The organism is Microbacterium sp. TNHR37B (assembly GCF_001620065.1).
Classification (GTDB): Bacteria; Actinomycetota; Actinomycetes; order Actinomycetales; family Microbacteriaceae; genus Microbacterium.
Map to the genome: position 1 here is coordinate 36,321 of NZ_LQGV01000001.1, position 18,342 is coordinate 54,662.

At 62.7% G+C, this 18,342-nt stretch carries 15 protein-coding genes and 1 pseudogene; 8 read left to right on the top strand and 8 right to left on the bottom strand.

Translation table 11 applies throughout. From position 1 onward, the window contains the following. The first annotated feature begins 36 nt into the window (after positions 1-36). Genes AVP41_RS00195 through AVP41_RS00205 form a run of 3 tightly spaced genes read left to right on the top strand, consistent with a single transcriptional unit; the run spans position 37 to position 5,203 of the window. Positions 37-1,866, top strand: coding sequence for a DNA cytosine methyltransferase (locus AVP41_RS00195; RefSeq protein WP_082828941.1), 1,830 nt, complete (start codon positions 37-39; stop codon positions 1,864-1,866). Beyond that, entirely contained in the window at positions 1,863-4,109 is a 2,247-nt protein-coding gene (locus tag AVP41_RS00200) for an ATP-binding protein (protein WP_067159079.1), read from the top strand. Before AVP41_RS00195 ends, AVP41_RS00200 begins: the two co-directional genes overlap by 4 nt. Then, positions 4,106-5,203: a hypothetical protein gene (locus AVP41_RS00205; protein WP_067159082.1), complete on the top strand. Its 1,098-nt coding sequence runs from the start codon at positions 4,106-4,108 to the stop codon at positions 5,201-5,203. The genes AVP41_RS00200 and AVP41_RS00205 overlap by 4 nt, the downstream gene beginning before the upstream one ends. Before the next feature lie 183 nt (positions 5,204-5,386). Here AVP41_RS00205 and AVP41_RS00210 read toward each other — a convergent pair whose 3' ends face one another. Further along, complete coding sequence (locus AVP41_RS00210) at positions 5,387-5,623, bottom strand: tyrosine-type recombinase/integrase (RefSeq protein ID WP_067159085.1); 237 nt, start codon at positions 5,621-5,623, stop codon at positions 5,387-5,389. Between the two features lie 10 nt (positions 5,624-5,633). Continuing rightward, on the bottom strand, positions 5,634-6,125 hold the full coding sequence (locus AVP41_RS00215; protein ID WP_157532341.1) for a hypothetical protein: 492 nt from the start codon (positions 6,123-6,125) through the stop codon (positions 5,634-5,636). Between the two features lie 158 nt (positions 6,126-6,283). Between AVP41_RS00215 and AVP41_RS00220 the strand changes: the two genes are divergently transcribed. Genes AVP41_RS00220 through AVP41_RS00230 form a run of 3 tightly spaced genes read left to right on the top strand, consistent with a single transcriptional unit; the run spans position 6,284 to position 7,859 of the window. Further along, a complete protein-coding gene (locus AVP41_RS00220) occupies positions 6,284-6,901 on the top strand; it encodes a hypothetical protein (RefSeq protein WP_067159092.1) in 618 nt (205 codons plus the stop codon). After that, positions 6,898-7,305, top strand: a complete 408-nt coding sequence (locus AVP41_RS00225) for a hypothetical protein (RefSeq protein ID WP_067159095.1) — start codon at positions 6,898-6,900, stop codon at positions 7,303-7,305. Before AVP41_RS00220 ends, AVP41_RS00225 begins: the two co-directional genes overlap by 4 nt. Positions 7,306-7,307: 2 nt before the next feature. After that, positions 7,308-7,859 (top strand): hypothetical protein, encoded by a 552-nt coding sequence (locus AVP41_RS00230; RefSeq protein ID WP_157532342.1) that lies wholly within the window; start codon positions 7,308-7,310, stop codon positions 7,857-7,859. Between the two features lie 647 nt (positions 7,860-8,506). Here the strand turns inward: AVP41_RS00230 and AVP41_RS00235 are convergent. From AVP41_RS00235 to AVP41_RS00250, 4 genes and pseudogenes are all read right to left on the bottom strand, one after another. Continuing rightward, positions 8,507-8,845 (bottom strand): annotated as a pseudogene (locus AVP41_RS00235) (tyrosine-type recombinase/integrase); the annotation flags it as partial. 74 nt (positions 8,846-8,919) lie between these two features. Beyond that, positions 8,920-10,692, bottom strand: coding sequence for an SAVED domain-containing protein (locus tag AVP41_RS00240; protein ID WP_067159103.1), 1,773 nt, complete (start codon positions 10,690-10,692; stop codon positions 8,920-8,922). Beyond that, on the bottom strand, positions 10,689-12,155 hold the full coding sequence (locus AVP41_RS00245; RefSeq protein WP_067159106.1) for a HesA/MoeB/ThiF family protein: 1,467 nt from the start codon (positions 12,153-12,155) through the stop codon (positions 10,689-10,691). The genes AVP41_RS00240 and AVP41_RS00245 overlap by 4 nt, the downstream gene beginning before the upstream one ends. Further along, on the bottom strand, positions 12,152-13,162 hold the full coding sequence (locus AVP41_RS00250) for a nucleotidyltransferase domain-containing protein (protein ID WP_067159110.1): 1,011 nt from the start codon (positions 13,160-13,162) through the stop codon (positions 12,152-12,154). The genes AVP41_RS00245 and AVP41_RS00250 overlap by 4 nt, the downstream gene beginning before the upstream one ends. Before the next feature lie 312 nt (positions 13,163-13,474). Here AVP41_RS00250 and AVP41_RS00255 point away from each other — a divergent pair, with 312 nt between their 5' ends. Continuing rightward, positions 13,475-13,843, top strand: a complete 369-nt coding sequence (locus tag AVP41_RS00255; protein ID WP_058613942.1) for a helix-turn-helix domain-containing protein — start codon at positions 13,475-13,477, stop codon at positions 13,841-13,843. A gap of 3 nt (positions 13,844-13,846) precedes the next feature. Then, a complete protein-coding gene (locus AVP41_RS00260; RefSeq protein WP_058613943.1) occupies positions 13,847-14,398 on the top strand; it encodes an ImmA/IrrE family metallo-endopeptidase in 552 nt (183 codons plus the stop codon). Between the two features lie 122 nt (positions 14,399-14,520). Here the strand turns inward: AVP41_RS00260 and AVP41_RS00265 are convergent, their stop codons facing one another. Together AVP41_RS00265 and AVP41_RS16500 are read right to left on the bottom strand one after the other, a co-directional pair. Continuing rightward, on the bottom strand, positions 14,521-14,997 hold the full coding sequence (locus AVP41_RS00265) for a hypothetical protein (RefSeq protein ID WP_157532343.1): 477 nt from the start codon (positions 14,995-14,997) through the stop codon (positions 14,521-14,523). Positions 14,998-15,075: 78 nt separating this feature from the next. Then, complete coding sequence (locus AVP41_RS16500) at positions 15,076-18,138, bottom strand: hypothetical protein (protein WP_157532344.1); 3,063 nt, start codon at positions 18,136-18,138, stop codon at positions 15,076-15,078. Between the last annotated feature and the right edge of the window lie 204 nt (positions 18,139-18,342).

Sequence of the window (18,342 nt, forward strand, 5' to 3'; positions counted from 1 at the left end):
GGAGGTGGACGTCTAGACGGGAAGGAGCGCTGGAGCTTGGCGACATACGCAGTAAAGCTGGAGCGTTCAGTGCCGCTCATCCTTCCGAGGCACCCGGATGCACCAGGCGACGACGACTTCGCGGGATGGTGTCGGCGAGAGAAGTCCTCCGGGCGTCCTCTCGCCGTTGACCTCTTCTCTGGCGCGGGAGGTCTTGGCGCGGGCGTTGAGGCCGCAGGGTGGACGGTCGTAGCTGCGGTCGATCATGATACGGCGGCACTGGAGACACACCGAGCCAACTTCCGGGGCAAAGCACTCGAAGTCGACATGGCCGAGCCATCCGAGGTGGCCGCGCTCATCGAAAACCTCCGCCCGCTTGGGATTGACCTCGTAGCCGGAGGTCCCCCCTGTCAGCCGTTTAGCCGTGCTGGACGGGCGAAGATTCGCAGTCTCATCAACGACGGCGTTCGCGATGAGGTCGACGCCCGGAAGGAGCTGTGGCGATCCTTCATCGATGTCGTCCTGGCACTGAAACCACGGGCAGTTCTCATGGAGAACGTCCCCGACATGGCGATCGGCGACGACCTCTTCGTCATCAGGGCAATCGCGGACATCCTCGAAGGCGCCGGATACGTTGTCGACTATCGGCTCCTTGACGCATGGCGCCACGGAGTCCCGCAGCATCGCAAGCGATTCATTCTCCAGGCACGCAATGATGGGGCTCTGCCGGCTTGGCCCGCACCTATGGAGCACCGGCCCACCGTCCGTGATGCGATCGAGGACCTTCCTCCGCTCGACGACACCACCGGTGCGCGTGAGTTGCCCTATATGGGTCAACCATCCAGTGCACTGGCCAAGACCCTCCGTGACGACGACGCGGACATCATCTACGACCACATGACACGTCCGGTGCGGGACGATGACCGCGAGGCGTTCGAGCTCATGACCTCCTCGACCCTGTACTCGGACCTCCCTGAGCATCTGCGCCGATACCGCTCCGACACCTTCAACGACAAGTATAAGCGCCTCGACTGGGACGACCTCAGCAGAACGATCACGGCCCACATCGCCAAGGACGGCTACTGGTACATCCACCCGGAGGAACACCGCACACTCACCGTCCGCGAGGCGGCACGTATACAGACCTTCCCAGACAGCTTCCGCTTCGCAGGGACCCGTAGCGACGCCTTCCGGCAGATCGGCAACGCAGTCCCACCAGCACTGGGACGGACCGTCGCAGAGGCGATCTTGCCCCTCGCGGAGCAACGTCAGGAGCAGCCCAGACTTCCCGATCTGCGCCGGAGGCTGTCGCTGTGGGCCGACGAGCAGAGAGATACGGCATGGTGGCTGTACCCGGGGCCGGACATGACGGCCGCCGCAGCTGCGGTAGCCGCCCTGCTTGACGTTCACCGACTTCCTGCTGCAACCGCCGCGTCGCTCATGGAACCGCTGCGAGGTGTTCCGGATCTCTCCAGCGAGTCGCTCCAGCACATCGACGTGCACAAGCTCAGCAAGACCCGCAAGGACGCCGTAAGACAGCTTCGCAGCATCGTCCGCGAGAGCCCGTCGGTCGACTGGACACCGCGCGTTGCAGCCATGCTCGGCGACGCACAGCACCGCGTGTTCTCGCTATTGCGCGGCGGCAACGAGCTTCTTGTCAACGAACACGTCAGCAAAGTCGTGACCCTCTTGATGGAGTTGCCCGAAGGGCACACCGGGCTGCGCACTGACATCAAGGTCGCTCTTGCCCAGTTGGTTTCCAGCGGCGACGAAGCTGCCTTGCGGATGTGCGCGATCCGTGCGATCGCTGTTTCGGAGGCGCGAGCCCGAATCCTCAACGCCGCCGCTTCACACCCAGCAGAGTCCAGGGGAGAGCGAGTCTCATGAGTGCCGATGTCCAGCAGGCCGTGAGCCATGAGCCCTCGGGTAGTGGCGCGCTCCGCCCCAAGGCTCGGCTGCTCCGGACGCTCGGCAGCGATCTGATCAGCAGCGACAAGGTCGCTCTGATCGAACTGGTCAAGAACTCCTACGACGCCGACGCCAGCGTCGTTCTCATTCGCTTCCATGGCCCACTGGAAGAAGGGAAGGGGCGCATCGAGGTGTGGGATGACGGCCACGGCATGGACGTCGCCACGCTACAGCGCTCATGGCTCGACATCGCGACCGACACCAAGAGACGACGCCCTCGCAGCGACGGAGGTCGGCGAGTGCTCGGTGAGAAGGGTATCGGTCGACTCGCCGCGGCCAGGCTCGGTCACGAGATGATGCTCGTCACGCGGATGACCAATGCCGACGAGGTCAAGCTCCTGATCGACTGGACGGACTTCGATCGCGAGGACGCGTACCTCGATCAGATCGAGGTAGCCTGGGAAGTCGGAGCACCCGACGTTTTCTCTGACTCCGGCGCAGCCGTTGAAACCTTTTCCGCAGCCGAGAACGAGACCTGGCATCACGGCCGGGGGACTGTGGTCCACATTGATCGCCTTTCTCGTGCGTGGGATCGTGACGATCTTCTCGAGCTACGTACGGCGCTGACGCGGCTGATACGGCCCCGTCCTGGCACAGGCTCGAGCCTCGCGAGCGCAGAAGATGCCGAGCCCGAGTTCCAGGTGATCCTGGAACTGGTCGACGTCGAGGAGGGCCTAGAAGACCTCGCTGGTCCTATCGAGCCATCGTCTGAACTCCAGACTCCTCACTACAGCCTCACCGGCTCAGTGGATGCACATGGGTCCGCCACGCTTCGCTACGCACAACAGGACCCTCCGCTGGAGCAAGATATCGGCGTCAAACAGTTGTGGACCGATGAAAAGCGCTCCCCGCAGGCGGGTCCCTTCGACTTCGAGATCAACGTCTGGGACCGAGACAAGACAGCCATCCAGCGAACCCTCCAGGAGACTGGTGCAGATGGCGCAGCGCCTAGCGCGAAGGACTTGAAGGGCTTCCGCGACACGCTTAGCGAGGTTGCGGGTGTCAGCATCTATCGAGATGGTTTTCGAGTCCTGCCATTCGGCGAGAGCGGCGATGACTGGCTCGGGCTCGACCTGCGACGCGTCCAAACGCCGACCCGTCGGGTGTCGAACAACCAGATCATCGGTCACGTCTTCATTGGTGCGGACACGAACGAAGGGCTCAAGGACCAGTCGAACCGCGAGGGCATCCTCGCCGGCACGGCCTACTCGGACCTCCAGACGCTCGTCAAAGCCGCGCTTAATGAACTAGAGACACGTCGGTACACTGCGCGGCACCCCAAGAAGGAACCGGGTGAAAGTAAGGGCGGCCTATTCGAGCGGTTCGACCTCGGCGAGATTCGCACCGCGCTGGCCCAGAGCTATCCGGGCGACAAGCGCCTGATCGGACTCATTGACGAGAAGAACCGCGACATCCAAGAAGGCGTCACAGAGGTTCAGAATGTCCTGTCGCGATACTCACGACTGGCCACCCTCGGGGCACTCATTGATCGAGTGCTCCACGATGGTCGAACTGTGGTGACACGACTCAAGAACATCGCGCGATTCGGTGCCCGCGACCTCGACAAGAAGAACCTCACGGACAGCGAGAAAGTCACGATCGCTGCGACAGCCATGTCGGACACGACGAACCAAGCCGATCTGCTCTCCTCTCTCTTCAAACAGATTGAACCCTTCGGCGGCCGCAAGCGTGGACGACCCAAGGAAATCAGCACCAGTGACGTCATCGACAAAGCAATCTCAATCCTCCAGCAGGAAGCCGACGATCGCGGCGTTGAGTTGGTTCGAGAGGGTGACCCAGTCGCCGTAAAGCTGGATGAAGCTGAAATGTTGACAGTCCTCATCAATCTCATCCAGAACGCCATCTACTGGACCTCAACTCAGCCAAAGGGGACCGAGCGGAAGGTGATCGCAGCCGCCCGACTGAATGGTGACTCCTCATTGAGCCTCGTTGTGAGCGATTCTGGACCCGGTGTAGCGGAGGGGGTCCGTGGGCACATTTTCGACCCCTACTTCTCCAGCAAGCCCGAAGGCGTGGGGCTCGGCCTGAGCATCGTAGGCAACCTCGTCGAGGACATCTACGAAGGCCAGCTCATTCTTGTTGACGAAGGTCCGCTCGACGGGGCGACTTTCGAGGCCACCTTTAGGAGGCGGGTGCAATGAGGAAGAAGGTACGTGTCCTCATCATCGAGGACAAACCTGACCTCGCCGCAGACGCGAAGCGGGAAATTGAAGACGCTTTCGAAGAGAGCGACGAGATCGAAGTCGAAGTCTCGGTAGAGACAGATTTCGATAAGGGATTCGCACGCGTCCGTGCGCGTGAAAGTGACGTGGTCGTGTTGGATGTCCGTCGCGACGCCTCTGCGTCTGTGACAGAGGACGACACTGCTGGGCAGGCTGTCTATCGCGACATCAAGGAAGCCTGTTTCGCGCCGGTTGTGTTCTGGACGGCTCTACCAGAAAAGGTGAGTCATGAGCAGATGAGTCCTTTGGTCACCGTGGTGACCAAAGAGGAGACGGTCAAGCTTCCGGCCGCTATCCAAGCGGCCGTCGTGAGCGGAGCCCTGGCCACGATCAGCGATATCGAACAGCATGCCGCGGACGTGCTCCGAAAGCACATGTGGACGGAACTCGCCCCGAACTGGGCGGAGTACACCGAAGACACTGACTCGGCGGGCATTACCCAAGTGCTACTTAGTAGGCTCGCTCGAATCCTTGACGAGGATCGCGACCAGAAGTTCACGACTCACCCGAGCCATCGCTACGTGTATCCCCCCGCATCCGACCGCCGATCACCCGGCGACGTACTTCGCGCAACAGACCAGACCTGGTGGGTAGTTCTCACGCCTGCATGCGACTTCGAGCAGAACAAGGTGGATTATGTTCTTCTCGCCAAGGCTAGCCCGCTGGCGGAGCATCCGAAGTATCAGAAGTGGGCGAGCGCGAACGCTGGGAGCAACAACGAGAAGGACCGTTGGAAGAGCCTGGACCAGGATGTCCTCAGGGCGACGCACGGGAGGTACCACTTCCTCCCTGCGTTCCGCGAGATCCCAGACTTAGTGATCGATCTAGAGAACGTGAGAGCGGTCGAGGTCGACGCGCTGGACCACTTCGCCTGGGTTGCATCGCTCGTCAGTCCGTTTGCTGAGGCATTGCTGGTACAGCACAGCCATGTCCGTGGACGCATCGGAGTGCCCGACCTCGATTCTGAACGTGTCAAGCGGCGCCTACTAGGCGGTCAGCCGACAGACAGCTGACTCGGTCGAGTGGACCAATCGAGTGACCAACACCGTGCAAACCGTGCAAGACGTGAAGCGCTAATGGCGATCCTGAAACGTAAAATCCCTGGTCAGGTGGGTGATGGGCTTCACTCCTGGCACCTGGGGGTCAAGGGGTCGCAGGTTCAAATCCTGTCATCCCGACCGGAGAGAGCCCCGGAATCACGCAGGTATTGCGGGTTCCGGGGCTTTTGTCATGCCCGCCCCGGACGGCTGTGTGTGCAGTGTGTGTGCACTTGCTCGCGGAATGAGCGCCGAAGCACCTCCCGCTGCACGTCGACCGGCGTCGCCGATCAGGTGCGTGTAGATGTCGCTCGTGATCGAGATCGACGAGTGACCGAGCCGCTTCGACACGAGCGCGATGTCGGTGCCGCTCGCGAGCAGCAGCGACGCGTGCATGTTCGGTCGATCAGTCGAGCGTCATCGCGCAGTGGTGCGGCTCCCCGTTCGCGCGCACCCAGTGAAGTTCAGCCGTGATCTGCGGCGGCGACGCCATGCTGCGCCACCAGTCGAGGCGGAATGACTGGCCGGGGCGCATGTTCTCGGTGTCGGGCATCGTCACGCTCAGGCGCTCGTTCGTGTGCTTGTCGTCGATCTTCACGCTGACGTCGGTCACCGGCTCGTCGCCGCCGAGATGGAACTTCCACGCGCGACCGCTCTTCACATACTCGGGTACCCGAGTCCACGGGTTCTTGTAGCGCTCGCGCTCGGCGCGTTCGAGGGCGTTCCGTTCTTCGATCGCCGACGCGATGCGCTCCGACGCTGCGGCTGCACGTTCCTCATGCTGCTGCGCTTCGCTCGCCGACGAGCGGGCATCGAGACGGGAGCGGCGGGCTTCCAACGCTTGCCAACCCGCGATGAGGGCGGCGGCGACTGCGACGACGGGTGCGATCCACTCCATGCGCGAGACGGTAGCGCTCGCCGTCGACATTGAACGTGACTCACCGCTAGCATCTGTATCAGCGAGGGCATCCGATGCTCCCATGAGACACACAACGTTGAGCGATCTTTGGATGCTGCAACTGTGGCAACATTGAGCAACAGGGGAACGGAGAGCAGATGTCGCTCATCAACTTCTCCGTGGTGCTGGTCGGAGAGAACTTCCCAGTACAGACCATCAAGACCACGGATTTCACGTACCGTCATCGCCCTCTCAAAGAGACGCTGCGACTTCCGGTCGCGCTTCAGGCTGAGAACCCGCTTGTCTCTCTTCAGGTGTTGACGGACCGCTTTGAAGTGCGCGTCAAGGCGCCGGATGATCTGGACGTTCAATGTGAGGGCTTGCTGTCGATGGTGAGCACCTTCTTGGAGTACGTCGGCAGGAGGACCGTCACCGCTGTGGGGCACAACGCGCAGTGGTCGATCACCGGAACGACGGAGTCGAAGAGTGCGCTCGTCGCCCGCTTCACCAACTCCGCCGACATCGCCTCAGTCCTCGGTACGACTCCCCAGAGCGTTGACCTCTCGTTCAACTTCCGCCGTGGCTCGGAGACTCAGGCCCGTCTCGCGCTTACGACCGGAGCCGAGGGCGATGCGTTGCTTGACTTCAACTTCCACTTCGACATCTCGACCCACACCGAGATCGATAGCGCGATGAGCCACTTCCGTGATTCGCTCGGGTTCGCGCAGTCGATCGGGGAGGCGATGGACAACATCAACGCGACGGTGAGCAAATGACCAGCACCATTCCCAGGTTCGTTCCTACGTCCAAGCCGAAGACTTCCGGCGCGACTCCATCCGTCGAGCACATCCGCGTCCCGGTCTGGTTCACCTCCGCGGAGATATTTCAGGGATCGGTCTTGTCCGAGATGCTGCACATCCCCGAGGGGTCGGGATTCGGCTACCTTGTCAGACCAGCGGACCCGCTGGGCCCCTCCACGGCCAGCGTGAATCGTCTGCTCACCGACGTCGTGCAGGGCTGGTTGGATGAAAACCTCACGGACCCCGCCGTCTTGAACCCCGAGGACTATCTCTTCGATCGTTCCGAGCCGGAGCCCGTGCCGTCCGCATGGTTGGAAGCGCTCTTCGCGTTGCCTGTTCGAGAGAACACGACGCTGATGATGTACCCCGACGAAGAGTAAACGTGGGTTGGGTTGATGTCCCCGGCGATTCACTTCGCCAGGGTGATATCTGCGTGATCGAAGGTCTACCCGTTTGGAACCTCGCGGGCGCGACGATGCGCGACCCCCAACAAGCGCTCTCAAACTTCGTGATCGCGCCCCACAAGACCGTCCAGTGGAGCAAGCTCACCGGTGGCACGGTGGTCGCCGTGTGCTCGCACGACTGCGACGTGGAGAACCCGAGAACTCGGACCGGGCTGATCGTCGCCCCGCTGGTGAACGTTCCTGCACCGCCGCGCGACCCCGAGATGTACGCCAAGATCATGGCATCTGGGGACACTACCGCTGGCATCGACTTCGTCCATCTGTTCCCGGTGCGGCTTCCGGGCGATGACGGACAAGAGCGTGACGCCGTGGTCGACTTCAGTGCCATAACCACCATGGCGCGGGCAGCGAAAGCGGTCGGCCACCTGGCGGACGGGAAGAGGCTTGAGATGACGGACGCGACGCGCACGGCGTTTCAACGGAAACTCGCCCTCTTCTTCGGGCGGCCTTACCAAGACCCCCGGGATTGACCTCGCGGGTGCTTCGGCTACGCGCGACGACGCGCATCTCAACGGAATGTCCTCCGCATCTTTCGCACGCGGTCGAGTAGAAGCACCGTCGGCCAGGTCTCGATCTCGCCGGTTGAGCGATCGACCGCGATCCACGGCGCGCCTATCTCCACGAGCCCGCGCCGCTCGTCTTCGACGACTCGCTGCGGGGTCACAAGGAACGCACCGTCGTCCCGATCGGGACGGCAACGGTAGGGCGGGCAACGCCCCTGTTGTGTGTGCAGATGTGTGTGCAAACTGCCGATCACTGCCTGTCACGGGTTGTCATGGGGGAGGGCATCGGCACCGGGGAGAGCCAACTCTCGACTACTCCCCGGCACGCGATGTCACCACGTGTCACGGCGGGGCGCTCTCTGGGGGTCAAGGGGTCGCAGGTTCAAATCCTGTCATCCCGACGGAAAAGCCCTGATGAGAAGCAATTGTCATCAGGGCTTCCTCATGTCTGGCGACGGGTTTTTGTTGGTCCCCCTCTGGTCCCCTCGCGATGGTATCGGCGCCAGCCCGTGGGCGGCGGAGGGCGTCGCTGGCTCTCTGGAAGTCGTCGCCCGTGGATAAGGGGACCAAAAGGGGACCAGAGCATCTGATCGTGGCTTCTGGCTACCCACCCGTCACAGCGACCTCGACGCCTCGCGCCGGCTCGGTCTGCTTGCCTTGGAGGATCGGGCCAGGAAGGCGTTGGCTTGCTCCGCTGCTGATGCGAGGTGCCGGTCGTCGGGGTGCACGTATCCGCGGGTGGTCTCGACGGAGGCGTGGCCGAGGATGTCCTGGAGGACGTGCAGCGGGATGCCGGCGTCTGCCATCCAGGTCGCGCCGGTGTGCCGGAGGCCGTGCCGAGTGAGGTCGGGGAGGCCGAGATCACTGACGATCTGGTGCCAGTTCGTCGCGTCCCGCACGGTCGCGGTCGTGAGAGCGCCGCCCTTCGGGCCGACCAGCAGCCGGTCCTCGGGCTCCTTGCCTTCCGCGAGACGATGCCTGCGGAGGGGTCATGTGTAGGCATCCGCGATGCTCGTCGTGCCAATCCTCAAGGGAAGACCTCAGTGATCGGTCCGCCCGTCACACCAGGTTCGAGGACGAGCACGGGCTTGTAGCGGGGCTCATCCTTCCTGTTGCCATCCCATTCATAGACGACGGTTCGCAGCGTATTGAGGTAGCGCCCGATGAGTACGGCCATCGTGTAAGGCCCATGGAAGGCGAGGTGTACCTCGGCGCGTCCTTGGCTGGCGGAGAGTTTCTTGATTTGCTGTGCGATGGCCGCGCTGAGACGAGCTGCTTCTCGTGGGTCGATTCGTTCTGTACTCCCAAGCGAGATGATCTCGGCCGCGTCGAATCCATCGGCCGAGTCGTTCACAAGCTGTTCGAAAGCGGTCCGATCTGCATGTGGAGTCAAGGTCACGAAGATCGCCACGCGATGGTGGAGTTCCCCCGCTCGGTCCTGTTCGCCTTGGGCGGGCTCGATGGTCAGCTCGGTGGTCTGCGGGTCGTCATCGGGCGCGGCGGATGTCCAGGCATCGCCCTCTGGATCGGTCACTATCACCCTGCCGATCTTCGTTTCAGGCAGTGCCGCGCCAACTGCGAGTCCGACTGACAAGTGGGCTCCGCCCGACACTCGGACACTCCTTGGGCCTGCCGTGTGAACGGCGTCGCTGGTCAGCGGGAGAGTCTTCCGGAGCAGTTCCAGCCCGCCTCGGGAAGGAAGCCGCCCGTCGTCCGACGGTTTGAGCCGGATGTGAAGGTCTTCTTCGTCGGCGTCGAGGGCAGACGATGCGGGGCGGCTTTGCACGCGAATGGTGAGATCGCGTCCTTCTGCGCGAATGATGGGCTTTCGTTGCTCGATGCGGTGCATCAGAAGGTCGCGCACGATCTCGACTTCGCCAGACGGCTGGCGCATGTTGGCCTGCTTCTTGTCAGCAAGGGTTCGTGCTGGCGCGAGTCGCAGGAGCCGGTCCGGGGCGTTGTAGTCACACTTCACCTCTTCGCCGGCCCGTGTGATCGTGTTCGCGATGCACAGGCTGAAGTTGGGATTGGCGTCGAGCTGGAGCAGACGTGGCAGTTCGCGTTCGCGGACGATGTCGCTGTGTGCGATGTCGGGGGTGACGACGAGCACGCCCGCCGAGAGACCTCGGGTGAGTGCCTGTTCGAGGCGGTCGGTGGTGGTGCCGGGTCGCAGGTCGGTGTGGTCTCTCCACACGACGAGCCCGGCGGCCCGGAGTAGATCTTCGAGGGCGTCGGCTTGTGCGGTGCCGTCTGATTGGCGGTAGGAGATGAATACTGGGCCGTCGCCGCGGACGGCGCCGTCCGGTAAAGGACCGAGGGGAGGGAATCTCGAAGGGGGGACAGAGACGACTGCTTCCTTCGTTGTGGTCTTCCCGAACCGTTGGCGCCGGGCGATGAGTCCGAAGAATGCACCGGTTGCGCCAGGCGCGAAGACGAGCAGCGCGATCGGGGTGGAGCTGACCTTGGCGGTCGCACGCATCGCTGCGTGATCGACGGTGCTCGGTCCAGATGGGGAGGGGTGGCTGTGCCACTCACCGACGTAGCCGATCGGATCGTCGTCAGCTCGTTGCTGCAGAAACTCCTGCAAGAGCTCGTCCGCGCGAATGTCGTCGCGAACGTACCTGTTCGTCGTTGCCCCTTGCCCCTCAACGACCAGGGCGTGAGTTGCCACGATGGTGCCGTTGTCCTGGTAGCCGAGGAGGATGCCACCGGTCTCCCGAGGGAGGTGGTTCGCTGCCTCGACGGCGATGGTCTCGTAGGCGTCGGCGAGCAGGTCGATGCGCGTTGGTGGTCGAGTCATTCGTGACTCCTTACTGCGCCGATCGACAGGTCTCGCGTTTCCCCCGCTGGGTGGAGAGGGCGATCGACGAGCAGGCCGACGGCGTGGCGCACGGTCGCTGCGGCCGCCTCGATCACCGCGTAAGGGGGCGTCGGAGAGATTGGACTGCCGCAGCCGGCTTCGAACAGTTCAGACTCAGGCTGATCGACAACGTTGGACGAGGGTGGCAGTGGTTCGGCTCCGTCGAGCGGTGGCAGCACATCGATTCGGTAGATCGTGCCGCCGTTCTGGATCGCCGCTGAGACGAGCCGCCTGGACAACGCCCGTGCAGTGACATGGAGGAGTGCAGTGGTGGCGAAATCGGCGGTCGCGTTCACCACGAGATCGTGGTCGGTCAGAAGCTCGACAGCTTCGTCACCTGAGGTGAGCGCGTGATCGATCACCTCGATGTCGGCACCTGCAATTCCACCGCGGTCAATCAGATGCTGCTTGACGGCCTCAACCTTCGACCGCCCCACGGCTTCAGGGCCGACAAGGTGACGGACGAGATTCCCGGGCATAACGACGTCGTTATCGAGCAGGGTGAGTTTCTGAACACCAGAGCGCACGAGCATGTCCGCGATGAACGAGCCGAGGGCTCCGACGCCCACAACTGCGACTCGCCGTCCGCGGAGCTCGGGAGCAAGCTGACCCGAGCGTGCGGCTTTGGCGGCATCGGTGTCGGCACCCGAGGTCAGGCGCCTTACTGCGATGCCGCCAGTTTCGGTGGGCCATACTTCGAGGGTGATTGCGCCGTCGTGAGAGCCGCGGCTGTAGATCAGCACCACGATCTCGATCGTGTGGTTGCGGATTCTGCGGTCGAGGTCGACGCTGGGGTTGATGCGGGCGGAGATGTCGCCCCATGATCTTGGGGGCACGTCTACATCGCCGAGGTCGGCAACGTATCCGAAGCGATCCTTGCTGTGCTTCGAGGACTTCGCTGGCTTGGTTCCGCCGCCGATTCGCATCAGGTTGTTCGTTGCCGGGCGGAACCGAACGAATCCGCTGGGATATCGGGTCAGGTCATCGTAGAGATACAGTCGCTCATCCTCGGAGGGCTTGAAGTAGCGGTCGAGGTCGAGGTCGGGTCGGTCGTCTGACCAGCCTGCTGTCGCCTGTTCGAACCAGGCAGTGACGTGTTCGAGGAACGCTGGTGCTTCGGTCCACCACAGCCCCTCATGATCGTCCTCGGCAACCAAGCACAGCGATCCGTCCAGCTCCCGGTGCCAGGACCACGCGACCGCATCTGAGTCGAGCGGAACCACGCGGGGTGGCTGAAAGGGGTAGCGGGAACGCAGCGTTATGAGAACCTCGGTTGCACCGCCAGGGTGAACGATTGTCCCTCGCCAGCCGTGGTCTTCCTCCGTGAAGCCGGCTCGGATCAGCCCTTCCTCGAAGTGCTGTCGTGAGTATGCGACGTAGTCGTCGTACTCGGTGAGGGTCACCCGAAGGTCCTCGTGCCCGCCGGAACGGTCCGTGCGCCAGCCGAGATGGCGGACGCGCGCTTCGACCCATCCTCGTTGAATCCCGGCGGCATCGGGAACACGGTCTCGTCGTCCCCGTTCTTGCCCAGCAGTCTCTGGAACGCCAGTGCGGCTTTGCCCTCGTCTTCCTCGTCGAGCGCTTCGCGTGCGGTTTCCGCAGCGTCAGCGAAACGACTCTTGGCTGCATCCAGCTCATCATCTGTCGCACGAATGCTGATGGCATGCCCCGGCAGGGTGGGGTCGTTCACCCCGAGGCCGAAGGTGACGTAGCCGTCGATGATCTTGCTGACCTCTTCGAGCGCAGAGACGTAATACTCTGCATGATCGTTGCCCGAGACCATGCCGGAGGCGAAGGCTTGATACGTCGCGACCTCGATGAAGAACCCACCAGGCTTCTTGCCGGCGCCGAGTATCGAACGTCGGGTCTGACGGAGTAGCTTCACAGTGGGAACGTAATAGCCGTCATGCGCCGAGTTCATTTCGCTCGACAGCGACGTGAGCTTCTCCGGATTGGTGCGCACCCACTCGTCCTCATCGCCCTTCTGAGGGATCTCCCACGTCTCACCGTCCCAGTAAGGACGAGCAGGCACCGCGTCGACATATAGGTCGTACTCGGGGAACGACACCTGCAGGCTCCGATCCTGACGCTTCGTTCGCCGGTGACCATCGCCATCACTACCGAACTCCGCATGCAGGACGGTGAAGAATCGGTCGAGGATGTCTTGCGACGTGACGTCGCTCGGTAGGTCCGGGAGCCGCACGAACACGTCAACGTCTTTGACTCGCTTGATTGACACGTTCCTCTTGTACGAGCCGATCAGCACCGGGTCCACTCCGTACTCGGCTAGCTTCGCGTCGGCTTCGAGTGCATCGCGCACCAGCCGGTGCGCCTCCGGCGCGTTGGCCTTGTCATCGCCGGGCTCGATGGAGCTCAGCGCATCCTTGAACTGCTGCTTGAGGTGAGCCATCGGGCCCTCCGATCTTGTTGTGAATGTCTTGGACTTCTCTGAGCCTGCCCCATACCACCGACACTTCGGCGAGCATGAAGGGCAGGGGGCGTACTACTTCTTGCCGCGCTTGCTGATGCTCTCGTTGGTCGTGGTCTTTGGGTGGCGCTTCACCGTGGACTGCTTCACGAACCGACCCGTGACCGCGCTGCGCCCTCTCTTGCCTGCCATACTCCTCACCTCCTCGATGTTCCAGACTCGATGCTATGTTTCAATTCTAACACACTCCGTGTCGGAGGTGACGGACTGTCGCAGATGTGACACACTTGATGCATGGCCAAGACCACGATCAACACGGCCGGGCTGTATTCCGCACTAGACGCCGCGCGTCGAGAAAGGCAACTCTCGTGGCGAGCACTGGCGGCCGAGATCGGCGTGAGCCCCTCCCTGCTCTCCCGGCTCGGCAACGGCCTCAAGCCGGACACCGACGGCTTCGCCACGATCATCGCCTGGCTCCGACTCCCGGCTGAGGACTTCTTCGAGCATGAGGGACAGCGTGACGCCCACGACAACCGCGAACCTGACCTCATGGCGCAGCTCGCACCGCTCCTGCGCGCCCGAAAGGACCTCAGCGAGACCGACGTCAAGTACCTGCAACAGGTCATCGGCGCGACCATCGAACGTGCACGAGCTCAGGGATGACTCGTGCGTCGAGGATTCAAGACCGAGGCGAAAAGCCTCGCGCTGGAGCTACGGGCCGAGATCGGCCTCGACGCGCATGCACCTTTCGATCCCTACGCCTTCGCTTCTGAGTACGGCATCCCGGTCGTCCAGCTCAGCGACCTTGATGGTGTCGCGCGTGACCACTTCCTGCGAGCGGACGGAAGTGCACTGTCCGGGGCGCTGATCCCGAACGGGAGTGGCGTGGTCATCCTGGAAAACGATGCTCAGCCCCTGACCCGTCGTCGCACCACCATGTGCCACGAACTCGCCCACGTCGTCCTGGAGCACCAGTTCGGCGTTTCGCTTTCCGACGAGAGGAAGTGTGGGCTCGGCGGCGACCAAGAAGCCGAAGCCGACTGGCTCTCGGGGGAGATGCTGATCCCCAACGACGGAGCATTCCGGCTTGCCAGAGCAAATGCCACCGACGAACAAGCCGCTCGCGCCTACGATGTCAGCCTCGCGATCGCTCGATGGAGGATGAACCACAGCGGTGCGCGCAAAGTCATGCAGCGAGTTCGGGCAAGACGGGCGTAAAGCACAGATGACCAACCGAATCAGCGCCATTCCGCTCAGGGCATCGAAGGCGTCTCCAGGATCATCGGCGATCGGCAACGATGGGCGCGACTCTGTGCATTCCGAGCGCAGCGTCCTGCAGGCTAGGCCTGCGTTCGCGGATCGAAGCCAGCCGCGGTGCGCGGCACGAGGGTGGGCTCGATCGCCTCACCGAGATGGTGGATGCGCCAGCTGCTGATTGGTACCACCGCGATCTCTGGGCGCCACACGAGCGTCACGTGCATCGTCGCAGGGACTGCGTCGATGTCATCGTTAATATACGCATCGGTCTCGACGAGGCGCGCGTAGGCGACGTCCGGTGCGCCGATGCCGAACAGTGCTGTGGTGCTGATCTTGAGGCCTGAAGAGAAGACGGATCGAGCTCGGGAGAAGTCTTCCCAGGTGCGAAGTGATTCGGGGGTGACGAATGCGCCCCCCAACAGTTCGCTCGCATTCGCTTGTTCCATCTCGAGGCCGGTACGGAATACATCGACGAAGAGCGATGGGTGCCAGTCGGGAAGCGACTCGTAGGTCACCATGGCGTCGTCTTCTTCGGTCCAGCCAGCCGGCTCGTCACTCATCTGCCCATAATGTCAGGGGTCGCCGAGATGGCGGCGAGCTGTTCTTCCGGAGCCCGGTTGCGCTGACGTGTCGGTTCTCTAGGGGGCTTCTGTGTCGCTGAGTGCGGTGCGCACGCTGTAGGCAGGGTCGTCGGCCAGTACAGCACGCACATCTGCATGAGCCCCATCGGCTTGGCCCGCGAGCTCGCGGGCCAGCGTTCGCCGGACGTGCACGTCGGAGTCACGCGCCAAGCGGATGCCGAGGTGCTCAGGTTCGCCGTGCTCGACCCACTTCAGTGCGACCAGACTTCGGATGGCCCATCCTTGCATCGAGAGGAACGCAAGGTCGTCGTTCACAGCGTCACCGAGACGCTGCAGCGCGATGGTCGGCCAGTAATCGGCCTGTTCGCCGAGTAGAGCGTAGACGACGCGCCGGACTTCCTTTCGCTGGTCATCGTTGCCGGCGAGGCTGGCGGCAAGCGCCAGCGCCTGCCCGCGACTTCCCTGGGGCATCCCGTTCATGCGGAAGCCGCCTAGCTTGTGGGTGTGCTGGCTATTGAGTTCGTCGTACTTTGACGGGGTGGGCGAGGTTGCGAGTCGCATGGCAGTCTCAAAATGACTTGCATGGTGGGCTTCATCGAGATGGCGTGTGAGATTGCCTGCCGCGTTTAGATAGTCTGCGCGATCGCTGGAACCAAGGTGCGGATCATCTGCGCGAATCAGTAGCTCGGCGACGGCAGCGTTGATTGAGTCCGAGGGCAGATGGCGAATGAGGAGCGAGTCACCGATCGCGTTCGTGCCTACGCTATAGACACCAGTGAGGTGCGTGAGAGGTGTGGTGAGTCGAGCCAAGGCATCGGCGGCAACAGCCGGATCGATGTCCGTCGGGTCGGCGAGTGCCAGTGTTTCCTGTGCCCAGTGGTTGCCGGCTGCGGCGAGCGTGGTGAGTCCGTCCCGCGCAAGCGCCTCGTTCTTCGCAATCGCATCGTGGGCAGTCTCACTTCGCGCGCCCTGAGCTCTGCCCAGGAGCGGCACAAGGTGGGCGATAGCACGTGGAGCGAGGTCCGGATGCCTGAGCGCGATCTTCGCCACAGCAAGCGCCTCATCGTCATCGTGGAACCGGTAGTGGTTCTCCTGAACCTCCGGTTGCTGCTCAAAGTGTGCCAACGCGGCCGTCGCCGGTGCGTGAGCAATGCGGCCGGCAATACCCGCCAACGCCTTGATTGCGTTGTTGTAGCGCGAGGTCGCAAAGGAGCGCAGATCGGGTCGGGTGCCTTCCTCGGCTGCCGCGAGCTCCGCGATGATGTGCTCGGCGATGAAGTCCACGAGGGTGTCGGGAACGAGATCCGCCTGGGAAGCGATGAGGCGGTAGGTGGCACCCACCGTCCAGTAGTTCGGTGCGTCCAGATTCTCCGTGATGTCAAGGAACTGAAGCGGCAATGACTTGCCCAGTGAGTCGATCCGTTTTGTCGCACCGACCTGCGCGAGGTGATGAGCGGCGAGGGTAGGTTCGTCGGACTCAATCATGATCGAGGCAAGCACGCGCCGCGCGCGTTCTTCTTCTACCAAGTCGCTAGTCGCGACCGCATCACGCAGCGCGCGCTGCGCGGAGATCGCCGCAGATCGCAGGGTGCCCTCGTTCAGTCCTGACAGTGCGTCGACGTAGGCGTCATGGGCCGTCGGCACGATTGGCTTGGAGGTACCCATTTCTCGGACAGCGGTTTGCAGAGGAAGTAGTTCGTTACTTGTGAACGGGTTCCAGCGTGAGCGGAAGGCACGCCTGCTGAAGATCCACGTCGATGCCTCGCCCCACTGAGAGGCAAGCGACGCAAAGCCGGAGGCCTCATCCCAGGCTAGGTCGGCTTCCTTGAACTTCTCGTACCGAGCGAGGCTGCGTGCGTGGCGAGCGGCGATGAGTCCGGAGACGCTATATCCGTGGGTGATCTTTCGAGCGTCGGTGAGAAGCTCTGCCCAGTCCTGCGTCGACTCGGCGATGATCAGGCGAAGGCGAGTACGTCGCATTTGATCGAGACCAGGAAGACGGGACAACTCGGCCAAGGTGGGGACAGCGCTGCTCAGCCAGTCGGAGCGGTCGTTAGCAATAGCCGTTTCGCCTGCGAGGAGCGCGAGGCGTACCTGGTCCTCGGGCTCCCCAAGCCGCAGCTCCTTGACGTCCGGAAGATAGCCGAGCGGATTCATATAAAGGTTGATTGCGCATTCGGCGACCTTGCGGCAGGCATCTACTGTTGGGGCAATTTCGGCCTGAGTTGTCAACTCTGCTAGACGTGACTGCGTTATCTGGGCGGTTGTCGCGAGGCCTTGCTCGAGTGCCGACCAGAACTCATCGAGAGTGTGGCGTGCCGCCTCCTCGGCTCGTCCGTTGAGAGCCAAGAGGCGCACGCGCTCCTTCTCGTGAGACGCCGCATGAGGCTTGAACCCTGCATTGTGCAGGGCAGCCTGCCCCTTCTCGATGAGCGCAAGCGCCTGTTCGGGATCGGTCGTTTCAGCCGCCTTATCAAAAAACTCCTGAGCACCCGTCGAGACCTCGGGGGTGCGTGCGATTGCCTCTCGCACCGCGGCAGCATCGGCGGTGGGTACCTGGGTAACATCGATCTTGAACTCGTGACAGAACGCCTCTGCCGTGGGCATACCGAAGTACTCGATCACGATCTCTGGCCGTTTACGCAAGAGCGCCGAGAGCTCCTGCGCATCCCAAAGGTCGAGAACGACCGGTCGAAGCTCCTTACGCTGAACAGCCAGCTCCTCGACTGCACCGGTGCTCTTGACTGCGCATGCCACGCCTAAAATCAGGCGCTGAACCGTGAACGGTCGCTCCGTAGTGAGGAACTTCTTGACCGCGGCGGTGAGCTGTGACTTCCCGAACCGCTTGTAGTTCTTGCTCTGAAGAGCGACGCCTGCGCCGTCCGGTGCCAGCGCAACGATGTCGAGTCCGAGTTGAGCCTGCCCGCGGTCTCCGTAAAGCTGTGCTTCACGAAGTCCTTCGACGTCTCGCATCATCCGCAGTTGAAGGCGTTCGAAGTTCTCCCATGAAAGGGAAGTGAACGGGAGCTCCTCCAGCTTGCCGATCACCGGAGCCGGGGTGGTGACCGACGCAGGTGCATACAGCGTTGAAGCCAATGACAGATGTTTCCAGTCAGCCACATATGCCCCCTTGCCCCGCCCCGGTCGCGCCCTTACTTAGGGCCGAGCCTGTCGACTCCATCCTACGAGAGGCGCTGAAGGGCGCTCCCTCACCAAGGTTCGACGCCAATCGTGGGGAACACCCACTGACTAGCATGCTTCGCATGCGACGGGAAGAGCCCGCCTCCAGTGCCAGGAACATCCGCTCGGAGGGCACGTGCACCT